Source organism: Mesorhizobium sp. L2C066B000 (genome assembly GCF_000502335.1).
GTDB lineage: Bacteria > Pseudomonadota > Alphaproteobacteria > Rhizobiales > Rhizobiaceae > Mesorhizobium.
On record NZ_AYWZ01000008.1, the window covers coordinates 265,994 to 282,159 of the forward strand.

Here is a 16,166-nt window from a genome sequence, read left to right on the forward strand (position 1 = left end):
ATTGCCAATAACGCCCTGAAGGCCAAAAAGCGATGGCTGACGCAGCGGAGCCACCTTTGTGGAGTCCGTTGGCGGCACGCAAGCCATGTGGCACTTATGGCGAATGAAGCCTTCCGCAGAAGCATCGACTCGTCTTTTCCAACCGATGCCGGTGGCTCATGCCCAATAGCACCGTGCTGATCACCGGTGCCCGCGCGCCGGTGGCGCTGCACCTGGCGCGGCTGCTGCATGGCGCCGGTCGCCGGGTGATCCTGGCCGACAGCCCGGCCCGGCCGATCGCCGCAGCGAGCACGGCCTGCGCCGCCTACCATCGCCTGCCGCCGCCGCGCTTTGCCGCCGACGCCTATGCCAAGGCGGTGGAAGCGCTTGTCCGCGCGGAAGGCATCGAACTCGTTATCCCGACCTGCGAGGAAGTCTTTTATCTCGGTCGTCTCTGGCAGCACCGCGCCATGCCGGCCCGCCTCTTCGCACCCGAGATGGCGATGCTCGCCCGCGTTCACGACAAGCATGCCTTCATCCGGCTGGCGCAGAGCCTTGGGCTCGACGTGCCGGAAACGATACTGCTGCAAAGCGAGGCCGATCTCGACGGCGTTCGTGGCCAATCGCGCGAATTGGTGTTCAAACCGGTGTGGTCGCGTTTTGCCCGTGACGTACTGCTGCGGCCATCGCCGGACGAACTCGACGCCGTCCGCCCCTCGCCCGCCGCTCCTTGGGTGGCGCAGCGCTACATCACCGGTGAAGAGATCAGCGCCTATGCGGTGGCGATCGAGGGTGAACTCAAAGCGCTGGCGCTCTACCGTTCGCTCTATCGCGCCGGCAAGGGCGCCGGCATCTGTTTCGAGCCGGTCGAGGATATCGCGGCGCGGCGCTTCGTCGAAACCTTCGTCGCCGGCGCCGGCTGGACCGGCCAGATATCCTTCGACCTGATGCGCGAGAACAACGGCAGGGTGCTGCCACTGGAGTGCAATCCGCGCGCCGTGAGCGGCCTGCACTTCTTTCGCGATCCGCGGCGCTTCGCCGACGCGGTCCTGGAGGATGGCGCCGAGGTGAAGCCCGACGTGACGGCGCCGCAGACGGTGAGGCTTGCGATGTGGATCTACGGGATGCCGGCGGCACTGCGCTCCGGTGGTCTCGGCAGCTTTCGCCAGGCGATGCACGATGCCGATGAGCTGCTCGACTGGCCGGGCGACCCCGCGCCGAAGCGGGCGCAGTGGCGCACGCTGGCCGAGATCGCCGGCACAGCACTGCGCCAGCGCATCAGCCTTCAGGCTGCGTCGACGCGCGATATCGAGTGGAATGGGCCGGAGCAGGACTAGTCGAGTTGAAGCGGAACTTCCCGTTTTCAGCTGAGTGCGTAAGTCCTGCTAAGGTTGCCTAAACGGGATTAACTGGCTTTGCGGACAATTGCAGGCCAAGCGCCTTGGTTACGCCCAGCAATGTACTGAGGCGCGGATCGCCCTTTTCGCTCAGCGCCTTGTAGAGTGCCTCTCGGGTCACGCCGGCGTCCTTCGCTATGCTTGTCATGCCGCGGGCGCGCGCGACAATGCCGAGGGCGTGCGCAATATAAGTCGCGTCCCCGGTCTCGAACGCATCAGCGAGCAGTTCGGCTTGAGACTCAGCATCATCAAGATATTCGGCGGCGTCGAATGGTGTGGTTCTGAGGGTCATATCAAACTTCCTTTGCCATTTTCCTGGCTTTTCCGATGTCCCTGTCCTGCGAGCCTTTGTCACCGCCGCAGAGCAGGATAATGACCGTGTTGCCGCGCCGGACGAAGTACACGCGGTATCCCGGACCGTAATCTACGCGCAATTCTCCTATGCCATCGAAGAACTTGGCGTCTCCCAACAGCCCAGCCTGAACGCGGACAATCCGTTGGGTGATCTTCTTTACGGCGCGAATGTCCGTGAGCCCTCTGAGCCATTTTCGGAATTCGTCAGTGGATCGAACTTCGATCATCCGTGAACTATAATTTACAGCAGAACTGGAATCAAGTGCCGTGAACTTTAGATTACAACTCGATTTGGTGCACCCGCGGCTCTGCCGCCGCCGGTGGCATCTTGCCGTCGATGATCGCCGCTATGTCGCGGCGCAGGAAATCCAGCGGGCCGATCGCCGGCTGAACCTGCGGCGATATACGGGCGTTGTCGCTGGCCGATTTCAGCACACGGCGATCCTGCTGCAGGGCAAAGGCAAAGAGCGGCCGGAAAGCAAGCGCCTTGAGTTCGCCGAACAGGCCCTGTCGCGGGCCGATCAGCCAGCCGACGCCTTCGACGGTCCGTTCGTCCGCCTGACGCAAATGGAAAGTGGTCGCCAGCGCCAAGCCGCCCTTGCCCCAATATTCGAGTTCGACGATGCCGGGATGGCGGTAGCGGCCGATGGTCTTGGCGCGCTCGCCTTCCAGCAGCCGGCTGACCAGCCCCTGTTGGCGGTCCTCGCCGGTGTAGCAGCTTTCGACCCAGCCCTTGCCGCCGGTCACCTCGACGCGCACGAGATGGCGCTTTGCGGTCAGGCCGCGCAGGACACCCTTGTGGGTGAAGTGGGTGTGAGTGGCGTCGAGAATGTTCTCGGCGGCGTCGAGCACCGTCGATCGCGCCGAGCTTCGCACCCGCTTCACGACGACATCCTTGCCTTGCATGCAATGGAGATAGGGCTCGCCCTCAGGCGTGCCTGCCGAGACGAAGACGACGCCGTCGCGCTCGATCGCGCTGTAGCGGCGGATACGGTAATGCGGGACGTCGCCGACATGGCCGGGAATGGCGGTGCAGCGCCCTTCCCCATTGTAGCGCCAGCCATGATAGGGACATTCGATCTCGCCACCGACGACCTTGCCGGTCGAGAGTTCGACCAGGCGGTGAGCGCAGCGGTCGAAGAGGGCGGCAATGCCTTTCGCCGAGCGGAACAGCACCAGTGGCGCGCCGTCGAACAGGATGCGCTTCGGCTTGGCTTTGATGTCGGCAGACCGCATCACCGCCTGCCAATAGTCTTTGTCTTTCTGCTGCCGGGTGTCGCTCAAAGTTCAAATCTCCTGAGCAGGGGAATGCCGATCTTCGCGAGCACAAATTCCATGATCCGCACCGCCATGCGTTGGCGGCGCGNATCTCCTGAGCAGGGGAATGCCGATCTTCGCGAGCACAAATTCCATGATCCGCACCGCCATGCGTTGGCGGCGCGGCAGATGGGCAGCATAGACGGCGTTGTATTCCACCGTCGCCACGGCGCCGCGCAAGCGTTTGAAGGCGGCGGCACCGGCGCTCATGTTGAAGAACAGGCTGTGCGCCATCGCATGATCCTGCGCCAGCGCCATCATCATGCGGTAAAGGCCTTCGCTCACCGGGAGGCCGGTGTCGTAGCCGACGATGGGCTGCGTCAGTGTCCTGCCGTTCTGAGACAAAGCGGCGACGGCGACCAGTTCACCGCCGGGACGACGCAGGCCTGCCAGTTGCAGGATGCCGCGACGGTGCGTCTCGCCGATATAGCGGGCCGTGTAGTGCGGGTTGAGCGGCGTGTATTTGTCGAGATAGAGCATCCGGTAGAGCGCTTCGGCGCGCGCATAGTCGGCCTCGGTGAAGTCGCCATTGCCGACCTGCTCGAAAGGCGTCGTGGGCAGCCGCTTGCGGTCGCGCTTCATGTCGTTGGTCATGGCCGAACCGTCGCCTGCGAAGATGTAGATCTGCCGCGCCGCCAGCATTCGAAAACCCTCCGCCTTCAGCGCTGCGATTGTCGAGGGATCGGCGATCTCGTTCAGGGAGCGGATGAAAACAGCGCGATCTGGAAAACGCGCGGTGAGATCGTCGCGCATCGCCGCGACCGCGTTGCGATCGAGCAGCGGCACCGGATTGGTCGAATAGAGCCAGTTGTTGACCTGAACCTGATGGTCAAGGCCGCTCATCCTGACCAGCGGCGCGCACAGGCCGATCAGCATCCGCATCGTTTTTTGCAGCAAGGGCGAGGAGACGAAATTGCGGGTCTCGTCGATGGCATAGTCGATATAGGCGCTGGACGGGCAGCAGATATAGCAGTTCGGCGCTTCGCTTCTGTCGTTCAGCGTCAGCGGAAAGGAGCGGCCGGCGATCTCGAAGGTTTCGACAGCCACTGTCAGATTGCGCACGAGGTCGCGCACCGGCACCTGGTTGAAAAGCTGAACGAAGGCTTCGACCTCACGCGGGCTGTTTTCTACCCGGTTCGTCTGATCGAGTGGCAACATAGCGAGCCGGTTCATGATGCCGCTCCCAGGTGGCATTCGACCCGACGCAGTTTGCGGCCGGTCTCCAACGGCAGGTCCCTGCGAACAAGGCTGACCGAAGCTGTCGCCTGGCGCGCCGCCAGCAAATTGCGCACGGCCTGATGGGCAGCGGTGGCGGCTTCGTCGGCAAGCCCGGGGGCCAGGCTGAGTTCGATTGCATCTTCAGCGGTCTGGACCAGGCGGAAATCGTCGATGCGCCGGTCGGCCTTGAGCACCGCATTGCGTAGTATGTCGGGCGTGACGAGGAGCTGCCCGTGCGGCGAGGCGAGCCGGAAAGCGTCGTCCATGCGGCCGACGATCTCGTCCAGCGTGCGCAGCGGCGAGCCGCAGCGGCATGGCTTTTCCGACAGCCGCAGCAGATCGTTCATCCGGTAGCGCGCCATGATCTGGGTCCGGCGGCGAAAGGCGGTGATCAGCGGCATGACCAGGCCGTCGCCGGCCGGTTCGAACTCGAAGAACACCGAATCCTCGGCCAGATGCAGCCCGCCCTGGCGGCAGGTGACGGCGAACAGCCCTTCGGTCGCCATGTAGATCTGGTCGACCTGACCACCAAAGAATGCCTCGATGACCGGCCGGTCAACCGGGTCGAGCGTTTCGGCGGCGCTGAAGACACGCTGCGGCTTGAGCCGAAAGCCCTCGGCCGCGAAGTGCCGCAGTATCTTCGGTGGCGCGATGATCACCGTCGGCGCGAAATCTTCGAGAGCGCCGCGCCAGCTCTCCGGACCGCGCGTCAGATCGAAGAAGCGCAGGTCGATACGCCGCGATTTGCGCGCGCTATCGTAGAGCCCGGTGTTTTGCGGCAGGACCACCGCAACGCGCTGCCGGAGCCAGAGCAGATCGGGCACGGCTTTGGCCAGGATGGTGCCCAGCCAGCGGTATTTTTCCGCCTCGGAAATGACGAACAGGCCACGATTGCCCGACGTGCCGGTGCTGGAGCCGACAGTCAGCTCGCCAATGCGGCTATCGCCGGCCTGCGCCTTCCAGGCCTCGGCGGCCGAGACGCCATGAATGTTGAAGCGCTCGAAATTGCCCATCAGCGTCGCCTTGTCGGTCACCGGCAGATCGCCGAGATGACGCGGCGTCTTGCCGTAGAACGGCGCGCGCGGCAGGTCGCGGTCGAGAAAGCGGCGCAAGGCATGACCTTGCCAGCGTTCGAAATTCTCACGGCTCTTGCGCGAGAGCCATTGCGTCAACACAAACGAACGGGCCGCTTCCGTCGGCCCGTTCATGCGCTCTCTCCGGCCAGATCGTAGGCCGTCACCGCCGGATCATGACAAAGAACAACCTCGCCGCCGGTCGCCAGAAACCGGCGCAACATTACGCTGGTCGGCTCGATCGCGGCGGCATCCTCGGCCAGCAGGGTTGCCGGCAGACCGGGAGTTCGGTTTTCGACAAGGGCCGCGAACAACCATTGCGCGTCGACGGCGTAGAGCAGCGGCCGCTCGAGATTTGGGAACGAAAGGCCGAACTGGCCATCGGCATGGCCGGGCAGACCGACTGCGATGACGCTGCCGTCGCCGAACAGATCGGCGCCGCCTGGCACGCCGCCGCGAGGTTCGATCCGCCGCTTCGACGACAGCCCGTCGAGCCGGCTCTCGAAATCGGCCGGGAACAGTTCCTTGAAGACGCCATGGCGCAGATTCTGCCGGGAAGTCTTGGCCTTCGCCCGCGCCCAGGCGGTGTCATTGGCGATAAGCCGAGCGTTGGGAAACAGCGACAGGCCCGACATGTGGTCGGCATGGAAATGCGTGACAATGACGGTGCGCACATCCTGCAAAGACAGGCCGAAGCGCGCCAGTACCGCGAGCGGCTGCTCGGCTTCGTTGAGCTGGGGCCGGAGGATCGCACTGTAAAGACGCAGCGCCGTGCTGCGCTCGCTGCCTTGTGTCACATGCGGCGTGTAGCCGGTATCGATCAGTACGGGGCCGGCCTGCGGATGCATGATCAGGCCGTAGCGGACACGTAGCCTGACCTTCGCCCAGCTGCCGCCGCGCAGGATCAGGCGCTCGGCTGCGCTGACAGAGGCGCTGTTGGCGAAGACGATCTTCACGCAGCCTCCCTGCTTTCCGTCGCCTTGCCGAATGTGCGATCGAGCCCTTCCTCGAACGACACTTTCGGCGCCCAGCCGAGGATGCGGCCTGCCTTGGAAAGATCGAGGCTCTGCGCATAGGCGAACAGGCCAAGACCGTAGCGCGTCACCGGCGGTTCCGGGCGGCCGGGCAATATATTCGCTACCGCCTCCGCTATCCCGGCCGTCAGCATGGCGGGCCAGAGCGGCATTCTGCGCCAGCGCGGCTGCACGCCGGCGCGGGCGCAGGCCGCCTCGGCAATGCGGCGGACCGGCACCACTTCGCCGCCGGAGATGTTGAATATCTGTCCCTCGGCAGCGCTCCCGGCGGAGAGCGCGGCAAGCACCGCATCGACGACATCCTCTATATAAGTGAGATCGATGCGCGCCTTGCCGTCGCGAAACAGCGGCAGCGGGCGCTGCCGTGCCACCTGCAGCAGACGCGGCAGCAGCGTGCGGTCGCCGGGACCGTAGAGGCCGCGCGGCCGCAGCACCACCGGGCTGATCTCAGGCGCCGCCAGCACGATCTCCTCGGCCTGCCGCTTGGTGCGGGCATAGTGATTGACCGGAGGGGGCAAGGCCGCATTCTCGGAAACTCCGAGCTGGTCGCGATAGGCGAAACAGACCGTCGGGCTGGAGATATGGACGAAGCGGCGCACGCCTTGCCCGCGCGCGAAATCGCTGAGGTTGCGGGTAGCTGTGACATTTCCCGTCTGGAAATCCGCCAACCTGCCGAAGGGCGCGGAAAGTGCCGCGCAGTGGATGATCGCATCGACGCCGTCGAGAGCGCGCGCGGCAGCTGCATCGAATGGTTGAGACAAATCGAGCCGAACGACCCGATGACCAGCGGCTTCGAGCGCCGCGCAGCGTTTGGCGTCCCTGCCAAGACCCAGCGCCGGTGTGCCCACTGCCGCCAGCCGCGCCATGATATGCGCGCCGAGGAAGCCGCTGGCGCCGGTGACGAGGACGCGTCCCACGGTCATGCTTCCAGCGCCATGCCGCCGAACGACACGCCGGCCGAGGTGCCGAGGAACAGCACTTTGGCGCCGGGCACAATGCGTTGTTCGCGGCGCGCGACGTCGAGCGCAAAGGGGATGGAAGCGGCGATCTGATTGCCGTAGCGCGCCGCGATGTCGACGAGCTTTTCCCTGGCGAAGCCGGTCTGGCGCGCCATGTGGGCGAGCGCGAAAGGGCTTGCCTGATGCGGCACGACGAGGTCGACATCGTCGTGACGCCAGCCGGCGCGATCGAGCAACTCCGCTACAAAGCCGTTGAAATGGCGTGACGTGACGCGAAACAGTTCCTTACCCTCCATGTGGAACAGGCTGTGGCGGGCGAATTCCTCGGGCTCACGATGAAAGTCGAACCGGGTGCCGCCGGAGCCGATGCTGCAGGCCGCATAGGCGGAAGGGTAGGTGCGCATCAGATTGGCCGCCACCCCACCTTCGCCAGGGGCTGCCTGTTGCAGCACGGCGGCCGCCGCGCCATCGCCGAAGAGGGCCGCAATTTCCGGCTGGTCCTGCCACGGCAGGGCGCGCGAGGCGATTTCAGACGAGAACACCAGCGCCGTCCGGCATTGCCCGGCCTCGATCAGGCGCGACGCGGTCTCGAAGGCTGTGAGGAAACCGAGGCAGGTGCTGTTGACGTCGAAGGCGGCCGCCGACCCATCGGCAAGGCCGAGGCGCTGCATGACCAGCGGAGCCGTCGACGGCAACGGCTGATAAGGCACGCCGCAACCGCCGATGACCAGATCGACACTGCCTGCCTCAAGTTCGGCATCGGCAAGCGCCAGACGGGCTGCGGCACAAGCAAGGTCGACCTGCGATTCGGCGTCGCAGACATAGCGTTCGATGACGCCGGTCGCGGCCTCGAAATGTCCATCGCCAAACCCCAGCCGCGCATCGAGGGCGCGCGACGTCACGCATCGAGCCGGCACGGCCCGCCCGGTTCCGATGATCCTGATCCGCATTCTCAGCCCGCCCAATGAGCCTGCATCCAGTCAATCCATAAAACGGATCCAATGTGATGGCCATCATCAAGACGAATGCGTGGGAACTATGGAGCCTTCAGTGGATTGCGGCTAGAATCTCTCGCAAGTATAAAGACCCGTACGGGGGCGATTATGGCCAGATCTTTTTTCCGCTTTATTTCTTCAATTTTTGGCGCGTCCGACGCCAGACAGGAAGGAAAAGCCGAGGCCAACAGAGCCAATACAGGGGGCTTGATCAGAGCCGAATGGCCCCATGACTATCAGTTCCTCTTTATCGAACCACCTGCGAACCAAGTCGCGGAAGCGTTGGACGGCTGGAAGTGGATCGGACTGGATGGCCTTGAACCAGCTGCGGTGTCAGCTTTCGGCGACATATTTTTCCGTGCCGGCGACGGGTCGGTTCGTCATCTCGATATGCTCGACGGGAAATTGACCAGAATTGCGGGTCATTGGGCGGAATTTCAGGCCGACTTGCAGAATGAAGCGCGCCGCGACGAGTTGCTGCTGGCGGGCCTTGTCGTTGCCGCCCGAAAGAACCGACTGATTCCGGCAGCCGGCCAATGCTATGATTTCAAGAAGCCGCCGGTGCTTGGCGGCGAAATGAGTCTGCGAGAGATGGAAACGACGTTTTTCGTTGTGAAGGTGCATATCGCCGGCCAAATCCATCGGCAGGTGAAAGATCTCCCGCAGGGCGCGAAGATAAACAAGGTTACGATCAGCGACCGATAACGCGACTTACGCCTTGCGCTCCCAGCGACGGTCGGGCGTCTGCTGCCAGTAGGTGACAGCGTGGCCCGCTTCTTTCAACACCTTCCAATGCGTCCGCGCCCCTTCGACCTGGGCCGCGTCATGGCCGTCGAACAGTAACACGGCGCGTTCGTAGCCGGCGAGATCGGCGGGTGCGGCGCCATCGACGAGGAAGCGTATCTGCGCCTGGTTGGGGTTGGCGTCGCTCGTGGTGAGCAGGATTGGCTGTTCGGCCGGATGGGCTTCACGGTCGGTCGCGTGCGCGAGGAACGAATCGTCCCTGAATGTCCACAGATGCAGGTCGAGCGCATCGCGCCGCTCCTCGGTCCCGGTCTGCACCATGGCGCGCCAGCCGCGATCGACGCTGCGCTCGAGCAGGCCGGGAAGCGCATCCTCCAGCGTCGATTCGGTCAGGTGGTAGAACAGGACATCGGCCATTCCCTGCCTTATCCCTCGTAATTGTCGCGCACCAGCCGGTCGAGCAGCCTGACGCCGAAACCCGAGCCCCAGGACTGGTTGATCTCGCTCGGCGGAGAGCCCATCGCGGTGCCGGCGATGTCGAGATGCGCCCACGGCGTTTCCTTGACGAAGCGCTGCAGGAACTGCGCGGCGATGATGGCGCCGCCATAGCGGCCGCCGATGTTCTTCATGTCGGCGTTCTTGGAATCGATCAGCTTGTCGTATTCGGGCCCAAGCGGCATGCGCCACAGCCGCTCCTGACTCGCCTGGCCGGCCGCCGTCAACCTCTCCGAAAGTTCGTCATTGTTGGAGAACAGGCCGGCATAATGCTGGCCGAGCGCGACCATGATGGCGCCGGTCAGCGTCGCCAGATTGACCATGAATTTCGGCTGGAAGCGGTCGTTGCAATACCACAGCGCGTCGGCCAGAACGAGGCGTCCTTCGGCATCGGTGTTGAGCACCTCGATGGTCTGACCCGACATCGAGGTGACGATGTCGCCGGGGCGCTGGGCATGGCCGTCGACGGCATTTTCCACCAGCCCGACGATGCCGACGACATTGGCCTTGGCCTTTCGCGCGGCCAGCGCCTGGATGAGCCCGATGACGGCCGCGGCACCGCCCATGTCGCCCTTCATGTCTTCCATGCCGGAGGCCGGCTTCATAGAATTGCCGCCGGTGTCGAAGGTGACGCCCTTGCCGACGAAGGCGACCGGTGCGTCCTTGGCCTTGCCGCCCTTCCATTGCATGACAGCCATCCGGGCGCCGCGCGGCGAACCCTGCGCGACACCGAGGAGCGAGCCCATGCCGAGCTTCTTCATTTCCTTCTCGGTGAGGATCTCGACCTCGACGCCGAGCGCTTCCAGTTCCTTGGCGCGGGCGGCGAATTCGATCGGGCCGAGCGTATTGGCCGGTTCGTTGACAAGGTCGCGCGCCAGAAGCACGCCGTCGATGACCGCAACCTCGTCGGCGAAGGCCTTTTTCGCCGCGGCGGGATCGGCGGTGTGGATGGTCACCTTGACCGGTTTCTTCGGCTCGGCATCGTCCTTGTCTTTCCTGGTCTTGTATTTGTCGAAGGAGTAGCTGCGAAGAATGATGCCGGCGGCAAGGTTCGCCGCTTGCCTGCCGCCAATCTTTGCGCCCGGCACATCGAGGATGACGGCCACCTCCGCTGCCTTGCGCAGGGACGCGGCGATGGTGCCGCCAAGCTTCAGCCAGGCAAAGTCATCGAGGCCGGCGACCTTGCCGGCGCCGACCGCCACCAGTCGGTCGAGCGATGTTCCCTGCGGCGCCAGCACTTCGACGACACCGGCGAATTTTCCGGAAAACTCCGCCACCGGAAACGCCCGCGCCAGCGTTCCTGAGGGGTCGCAGGCCTTTGCCGGTTCGCCAAGACCACCATCGTCGGCCGCCAGCACGAAGATGCTGCCCTTTTTGGGTGCGGCAAATTTGGCGAAGGCGATCAATGGTCTCAAAGTCATCAGGTCCTGCTTTCGGGAAACGGCTCAGATTTTCAGGAAAAATGCATTCTCAGGGAAGATGCGCGACATTTGGTCGTTTTCCTTGATTTGGCAAGACTTTGCCGGAATCAGGGCTCATATGCGCAGCGGAATCGATAACGATTCGTCGCGGCACGGCTCCGCTTTCCTGCCGCAACCTTTTGTTAACCATTGATGTTCTCCCTTTCTTATCCATTGCCGCCGACACTCCGGCCTGCGGAACGGGCGATGTGGGACGGAGAATCGGATCGAACCGCCTGAAAGAAATGGCCAAACGCACCCAGTTGTACAGCCGCAGCCGGACGACTACCTTGTCGGCGGGCATGATGCCGTTCGGCAAATCGAGAAAAGCCTTACATGAAGGTCGTTGAACGCTACATCATGCGTCGCGCACTGGCGGTGTTTCTCGCTGCGCTGATCTGGACGCTGGCCATTGTCTGGACGACGCAGGTGCTTGCCCGCATCGACCTGGTCACCGACAGTGGCCAATCGGCGCTCACTTTTTTCGAGGTCGCGGGCCTCATCATCCCCACCATCATCCCGATCGTGGTGCCATTCGCCCTGGTGGTGGCGGTGGCCCAGACGCTCAGCGTCATGAACTCCGATTCGGAATTGGCCGTCATCAACGCCGCCGGCGCCTCGCGCTGGACGATTGTGCGGCCGGTCCTGCTGATCGCGCTGGCGGCCAGCGTCTTTTCCTTCGCGGTCGACAATGGCGTCGAACCCTATGCCAGGCAGAAGAACCGCCAGCTGATAGCATCCTCGCGCGCCGATCTCTTGTCGCTGATCATCCAGGAAGGCACGTTCCGCAAGATCGACGACGGGCTGTTCCTGCAGATAGGCGAGCGGCTGCCGGACAACCGGCTCGGCGGCATCTTCGTGGCCGATTCGCGCGAGGAAGGCGCCAATCTGATCTATTATGCCAAGAGCGGCAGCGTCGTCGAAAAGGGTGACGAGAAGGTGCTGATGATGAATGACGGCGTCATTCATCGCAAGACGCTGACCGGCGACCTGTCGGTCATTCGCTTCACGTCCTACGCCTTCGACCTTTCCGCCTTCATGTCGGCGGCGAACGATATCATGCTCCTGCCCAAGGACCGAACGACGCAATACCTGCTCAACCCGGATCCGAACGACAAGATCTTCCAGCGCAGGCCCGGCGCCTACAAGGCCGAGCTCGACCAGCGCTTTTCCGAATGGTCCTATTCGCTGGTGTTCGCGCTGATCGCGCTGGCCGTGGCAGGCGATGCGCGCTCACACCGCGAGGCGCGCATCCACCCGCTGATCACAGCCATCGCCATTGCGCTGTTCGTGCGCTGGCTGGGCTTCTTTGCCGCCGGCAAGGCCGACAAGATCCCGCAATACGCCTATATGGTCTATGGCGTGCCGGTCATCGCCTCGGCGGTCGCCATCTGGTTCATCGTCACCTCGCGAAGCATGGAACTGCCCGGCAGCTGGGCCGACTGGATGACGAATTTCGCCGGCCGCGTCAGCGATGGCTGGACGGCGCTCAAGCTGCGCCTCAATCGGCGCTACACATCCGGCCAGGGAGCCTGACGATGGGCTGGACCCTGGGCCGCTACTTCTTCTTTCGCTACGTGTCGATCACGATCTGGTTCTTCATCGGCCTTCTGGCGCTGGTGTTCCTGATCGACTTCACCGAGCTGTCCGGCCGCATCACCGGCCTGCCGGGCTTCACCTACGGCACGGCGGTCGCCATCTCGGCGCTGAGGATGCCGATGATCATGCTGCAGACGGTGCCGTTCGTCGGCCTGTTCTCGGCGATGGCGACGCTGGTCTCGCTCAACCGAAAATACGAGCTGGTGATTGCGCGCTCGGCCGGAGTGTCGGCCTGGCAGTTTCTGTTGCCCTGCTGCATCGGTGCGCTGTTATTCGGCATATTGTCGGTCGGCGTGCTCAATCCGATCGCCGCGCATGGCTTCTCATGGTCGGAGCAGATGGAAAACCAGCTGCGATCCGGCAATTCGAACGCGGTGGCGGCCGATGCCACGCCGTGGATCCGCCAGAAAACCAACTCCGGCGATACCATCATCGGCGCCCGCGCCATCCTGAACCAGGGCCTGGAAATGGCCGACACCGTGTTCTTCGTCCTCGATCCGCAGGGCAATATCGTCGAGCGCAAGGACGCCGCCCGGGCCTTTCTGCGCGACGGCTACTGGGAATTGCAGGACGTCAAGGTGTTCAAGGACGGCAACATCCGTTCCGAAACGACCGACCAGTTGCCGACCAACCTCAAGCCGGAATTCGTGCAGGAACGGCTGGCGCGCCCCGAAACCATCCCGTTTTACGACCTTCCCGGCAAGATTGAGGTTGCCCGCTCCTTCGGCCTCAAGGCAAATGCCTTCGCCATGCAGTTCGATTCGCTGGTGGCGTTACCGTTCCTGCTTGTGGCCATGACGCTGATTGCGGCAACAGTTTCAATGCGATTTGCGAGGATGGGGCAGTCGGCAACGATGATTCTGGGTGGCGTCCTCGCCGGCTTTCTGCTTTATGTCGTTTCGGTATTGGTCAAGGCATTCGGCGTTGCGGGATTCGTGCCCACAGCCGTGGCTGCATGGGTTCCGGTTGTCGTGGCTATGTTCTTTGGGGTGACATTCCTGCTATACAAGGAAGACGGCTAGTGAGGGAGGCGGCTTTGCGCAGCCATAGGCAGGCCGGTTTGGCGCGCCTCTATTCGGCGAGCGCCTTGGCATGCCTGCTCGCCTGCGGCGTGCTGACGGGCCCTGCGCTGGCGCAGGACGTTACCGACGTGGCAACGAAGGTTCCCTCCGGCTCCCAGATGCTGCTGGCGGCCGACACGCTCGTCTATAACAACGACAACCAGACGGTCACCGCCATCGGCGGCGTCCAGATCGACTATGGCGGCAACAAGCTCGTCGCCCAGCGCGTCGTCTATGATCGAAACACCAAGCGGCTGGTTGCCAGCGGCAATGTCGAGATCGTCAACAGCGACGGCACCAAGATCAACTCGCAGCATATCGATATTACCGACGATTTCGCTGACGGTTTCGTCAATGCGCTGCGCGTCGAAACGCCCGAAAAAGCCTATTTCGCCGCCGAAAGCGCCGAGCGCATGGGCGGCGTGCTGACAACGTTCCACAACGGCGTCTATACGGCCTGCGAGCCTTGCGAAGACAAGCCGGACAAGGCGCCGACCTGGCGGATCAAAGCCAGGAAGATCATCTGGAACGGCGAAAAGAAAACGGTTCGCTTCGAGAACGCGAATTTCGAATTCTTCGGTTTCCCGCTGGCTTATCTGCCGGCGTTCGAGATCGCTGACCCGACGGTCAAGCGCAAAAGCGGCTTCCTGATCCCCAGCATCGGCTACAACAATCGTCTCGGCGTCGGCGTCAAAGTCCCCTACTACTTCGCTTTGTCGCCGACCTACGACCTCACCGTTACCGGCAGCGGCTACACCAAGCAGGGTTTCCTCGGCGAGGCCGAGTGGCGCCAGCGCTTCAACAATGGCCAATACACGCTGAAGCTTGCCGGAATCAACCAGCAGGACCCTGGCGCTTTCCGTGATTTCGCGGCTTTCCCCGGCGGCTACAATGTCAATTCGGGGCCAGCAGGCGATCCGAACAAGTTCCGCGGCATGATGGGCACCAAGGGCCAGTTCGCCATCAATCCGCGCTGGGACTTCGGCTGGGATATCCTGCTTCAGACCGACAAGAATTTTTCGCGTACCTATACGATCGAAGGCTACAACGACGCCGTGCATCAATCGTCGGTCTACCTGACCGGCCTAAACGACCGCAATTATTTCGATGTGCGCGCCATGCGCTTCCAGGTTCAGGAGAACACACCGGACGGCAACGTCGCATCGCGCAGCGACAAGCAGCCCTGGGTGTTGCCGTCGCTCGACTATGCCTACATCCCCGACATGTCGGTGGCCGGCGGCCAGCTGTCGTTCAACGTCAATGCGCGCATCATCCGCCGCGACGATCTCGATCAGGCCTATTTTACCCCCTATGTGCCGGGCTCAGGCGTCCAGCGCGTGCGCGGCATCGAGGGCGAATCCGGTCGCCTCACCGCCGAGGCCGAATGGAAGCGTACCTTCACCACGGACGGCGGATTGCAGTTGACGCCCCTTCTGGCTCTGCAGGGCGACGTCGACTATCTCAACGCTTCTTCGGCTTCGCTGACTGCGGTAAACCAGATGGCAACGAATGTCGGTGCCGCCGACGACATGCGGTCTTCCTTCGCCCGGTACATGGCGACCGCCGGACTTGAAATGCGCTGGCCGGTGCTGTTCTCGATGACCGGCTCCAGCCATATCGTCGAGCCGATGGCGCAGGTCTTCATGCGCCCGAATGAGCAGTATGTCGGCGGGCTCGCCGTTCCCAACGAGGATGCACAGAGCTTCGTCTTCGACGCCACGACGCTGTTCGAGCGCGACAAGTTCTCCGGCTACGACCGCGTCGAAGGCGGCAGCCGCGCCAATGTCGGGTTCCGCTATTCCGGCGCCTACGACAATGGCTGGGGCACCAACGCGATCTTCGGCCAATCCTACCAGTTGGGCGGGCGCAACTCGTTCGATTCACCGGATCTGGTCAATGCGGGCGCCGATTCCGGCTTGGAGACTTCGACCTCCGACTATGTCGGCCTTGTCGGCTTCAGCAGCCCGAGCGGCTTCTCCGGTTCGCTCAGCGGCCGCTTCGACGAGCAGACCTTCGAAGTTCGCCGTGCCGAGGTGAAGGCCGCCTATTCCGGGCTGCCGGTTTCGCTGAGCGCCAAATACGCCTTCATCCAGGCGCAGCCGCTCTATGGTTTCACCACCGACCGCCACGAAGTCACGCTCGGCGCCTCGACACACCTGGCCGAAAACTGGCGCGTCTTCGGCACCGGCACCTATGACCTGCAACAAAGCGTGCTGGTCAAGGACGGCGTCGGCTTTGCCTACAATGATTCCTGCTTCACCTACCTGATGACGTACTCGGAATCACGCGACATCAACACCAAGGAAGTGTCGCAGAATGTCGGCTTCAACCTGTCGTTCCGCACGCTCGGCGATTTCGGCTCGTCCCAAAGCTCGATCGACTCCATCCAGTAGAGCCGGCTGACGACATCGTTTTGCCGCATAAAGCGGGCACGGATTTCGCCAATATCGGGCTGGAATCGGCCAAAACCGGGCTAGAATT

The 16,166-nt window shown here is 63.2% G+C and carries 16 protein-coding genes; 5 read left to right on the forward strand and 11 right to left on the reverse strand.

The features are described from left to right. Positions 1–158 precede the first annotated feature (158 nt). Positions 159–1,316, forward strand: coding sequence for a hypothetical protein (locus X733_RS147500; RefSeq protein ID WP_031193544.1), 1,158 nt, complete (start codon positions 159–161; stop codon positions 1,314–1,316). Between the two features lie 58 nt (positions 1,317–1,374). Here X733_RS147500 and X733_RS147495 read toward each other — a convergent pair whose 3' ends face one another. The 8 genes from X733_RS147495 to X733_RS147465 all read right to left on the reverse strand — a co-directional run bounded on the left by X733_RS147495 (position 1,375) and on the right by X733_RS147465 (position 8,281). Further along, a complete protein-coding gene (locus tag X733_RS147495) occupies positions 1,375–1,668 on the reverse strand; it encodes an addiction module antidote protein (protein WP_023672747.1) in 294 nt (97 codons plus the stop codon). A gap of 1 nt (position 1,669) precedes the next feature. Then, on the reverse strand, positions 1,670–1,957 hold the full coding sequence (locus X733_RS147490) for a type II toxin-antitoxin system RelE/ParE family toxin (RefSeq protein WP_023672746.1): 288 nt from the start codon (positions 1,955–1,957) through the stop codon (positions 1,670–1,672). Between the two features lie 52 nt (positions 1,958–2,009). Further along, positions 2,010–3,014: a Rieske (2Fe-2S) protein gene (locus X733_RS147485; protein ID WP_023672745.1), complete on the reverse strand. Its 1,005-nt coding sequence runs from the start codon at positions 3,012–3,014 to the stop codon at positions 2,010–2,012. 3 nt (positions 3,015–3,017) lie between these two features. After that, positions 3,018–4,220 carry a GNAT family N-acetyltransferase gene (locus X733_RS147480; protein ID WP_023819169.1) on the reverse strand — a complete coding sequence of 401 codons (1,203 nt, stop codon included), beginning with the start codon at positions 4,218–4,220 and terminating at the stop codon, positions 3,018–3,020. Then, on the reverse strand, positions 4,217–5,473 hold the full coding sequence (locus X733_RS147475; protein WP_023819170.1) for a F390 synthetase-related protein: 1,257 nt from the start codon (positions 5,471–5,473) through the stop codon (positions 4,217–4,219). Before X733_RS147475 ends, X733_RS147480 begins: the two co-directional genes overlap by 4 nt. Next, a complete protein-coding gene (locus tag X733_RS11110) occupies positions 5,470–6,294 on the reverse strand; it encodes an MBL fold metallo-hydrolase (protein WP_023819171.1) in 825 nt (274 codons plus the stop codon). Before X733_RS11110 ends, X733_RS147475 begins: the two co-directional genes overlap by 4 nt. Further along, the gene (locus X733_RS147470; RefSeq protein ID WP_031193550.1) at positions 6,291–7,295 is read right to left on the reverse strand and encodes an NAD(P)-dependent oxidoreductase; all 1,005 of its coding nucleotides are present in this window, start codon (positions 7,293–7,295) and stop codon (positions 6,291–6,293) included. The genes X733_RS11110 and X733_RS147470 overlap by 4 nt, the downstream gene beginning before the upstream one ends. Beyond that, a complete protein-coding gene (locus X733_RS147465) occupies positions 7,292–8,281 on the reverse strand; it encodes a 3-oxoacyl-[acyl-carrier-protein] synthase III C-terminal domain-containing protein (protein ID WP_023695589.1) in 990 nt (329 codons plus the stop codon). The genes X733_RS147470 and X733_RS147465 overlap by 4 nt, the downstream gene beginning before the upstream one ends. A 153-nt stretch (positions 8,282–8,434) precedes the next feature. Here X733_RS147465 and X733_RS147460 point away from each other — a divergent pair, with 153 nt between their 5' ends. Beyond that, positions 8,435–9,031: a T6SS immunity protein Tdi1 domain-containing protein gene (locus X733_RS147460; protein WP_023819173.1), complete on the forward strand. Its 597-nt coding sequence runs from the start codon at positions 8,435–8,437 to the stop codon at positions 9,029–9,031. A gap of 6 nt (positions 9,032–9,037) precedes the next feature. On the opposite strand, the gene X733_RS147455 is transcribed toward X733_RS147460, so the two are convergent. From X733_RS147455 to X733_RS1000000169660, 3 genes are read right to left on the reverse strand one after another with little or no spacing between them, the layout of a single operon-like run. Continuing rightward, positions 9,038–9,487 carry a DNA polymerase III subunit chi gene (locus tag X733_RS147455; RefSeq protein WP_023819174.1) on the reverse strand — a complete coding sequence of 150 codons (450 nt, stop codon included), beginning with the start codon at positions 9,485–9,487 and terminating at the stop codon, positions 9,038–9,040. An 8-nt stretch (positions 9,488–9,495) separates the two neighbouring features. Then, complete coding sequence (locus X733_RS147450) at positions 9,496–10,986, reverse strand: leucyl aminopeptidase (protein ID WP_023819175.1); 1,491 nt, start codon at positions 10,984–10,986, stop codon at positions 9,496–9,498. Between the two features lie 49 nt (positions 10,987–11,035). Further along, entirely contained in the window at positions 11,036–11,329 is a 294-nt protein-coding gene (locus X733_RS1000000169660) for a hypothetical protein (protein ID WP_155924229.1), read from the reverse strand. Between the two features lie 32 nt (positions 11,330–11,361). Between X733_RS1000000169660 and lptF the strand changes: the two genes are divergently transcribed. Genes lptF through X733_RS147435 form a run of 3 tightly spaced genes read left to right on the forward strand, consistent with a single transcriptional unit; the run spans position 11,362 to position 16,078 of the window. After that, positions 11,362–12,561: an LPS export ABC transporter permease LptF gene (lptF, locus tag X733_RS147445; protein WP_023672737.1), complete on the forward strand. Its 1,200-nt coding sequence runs from the start codon at positions 11,362–11,364 to the stop codon at positions 12,559–12,561. A 2-nt stretch (positions 12,562–12,563) separates the two neighbouring features. Further along, entirely contained in the window at positions 12,564–13,646 is a 1,083-nt protein-coding gene (lptG, locus tag X733_RS147440; RefSeq protein ID WP_023695591.1) for an LPS export ABC transporter permease LptG, read from the forward strand. Beyond that, complete coding sequence (locus X733_RS147435; protein ID WP_023819176.1) at positions 13,646–16,078, forward strand: LPS-assembly protein LptD; 2,433 nt, start codon at positions 13,646–13,648, stop codon at positions 16,076–16,078. The genes lptG and X733_RS147435 overlap by 1 nt, the downstream gene beginning before the upstream one ends. The last annotated feature ends 88 nt before the right edge of the window (positions 16,079–16,166 follow it).

Bases quoted from the DNA above. Each gene is read 5' to 3' on its own strand.
- X733_RS147500 (WP_031193544.1), top strand. From the start codon at position 159: ATGCCCAATAGCACCGTGCTGATCACCGGTGCCCGCGCGCCGGTGGCG.
- X733_RS147495 (WP_023672747.1), bottom strand. From the start codon at position 1,668: ATGACCCTCAGAACCACACCATTCGACGCCGCCGAATATCTTGATGAT.
- X733_RS147475 (WP_023819170.1), bottom strand. From the start codon at position 5,473: ATGAACGGGCCGACGGAAGCGGCCCGTTCGTTTGTGTTGACGCAATGG.
- X733_RS147470 (WP_031193550.1), bottom strand. From the start codon at position 7,295: ATGACCGTGGGACGCGTCCTCGTCACCGGCGCCAGCGGCTTCCTCGGC.
- X733_RS1000000169660 (WP_155924229.1), bottom strand. From the start codon at position 11,329: ATGCCCGCCGACAAGGTAGTCGTCCGGCTGCGGCTGTACAACTGGGTG.
- X733_RS147490 (WP_023672746.1), bottom strand. From the start codon at position 1,957: ATGATCGAAGTTCGATCCACTGACGAATTCCGAAAATGGCTCAGAGGG.
- X733_RS147465 (WP_023695589.1), bottom strand. From the start codon at position 8,281: ATGCGGATCAGGATCATCGGAACCGGGCGGGCCGTGCCGGCTCGATGC.
- lptF (WP_023672737.1), top strand. From the start codon at position 11,362: ATGAAGGTCGTTGAACGCTACATCATGCGTCGCGCACTGGCGGTGTTT.
- X733_RS147450 (WP_023819175.1), bottom strand. From the start codon at position 10,986: ATGACTTTGAGACCATTGATCGCCTTCGCCAAATTTGCCGCACCCAAA.
- X733_RS147455 (WP_023819174.1), bottom strand. From the start codon at position 9,487: ATGGCCGATGTCCTGTTCTACCACCTGACCGAATCGACGCTGGAGGAT.
- lptG (WP_023695591.1), top strand. From the start codon at position 12,564: ATGGGCTGGACCCTGGGCCGCTACTTCTTCTTTCGCTACGTGTCGATC.
- X733_RS147460 (WP_023819173.1), top strand. From the start codon at position 8,435: ATGGCCAGATCTTTTTTCCGCTTTATTTCTTCAATTTTTGGCGCGTCC.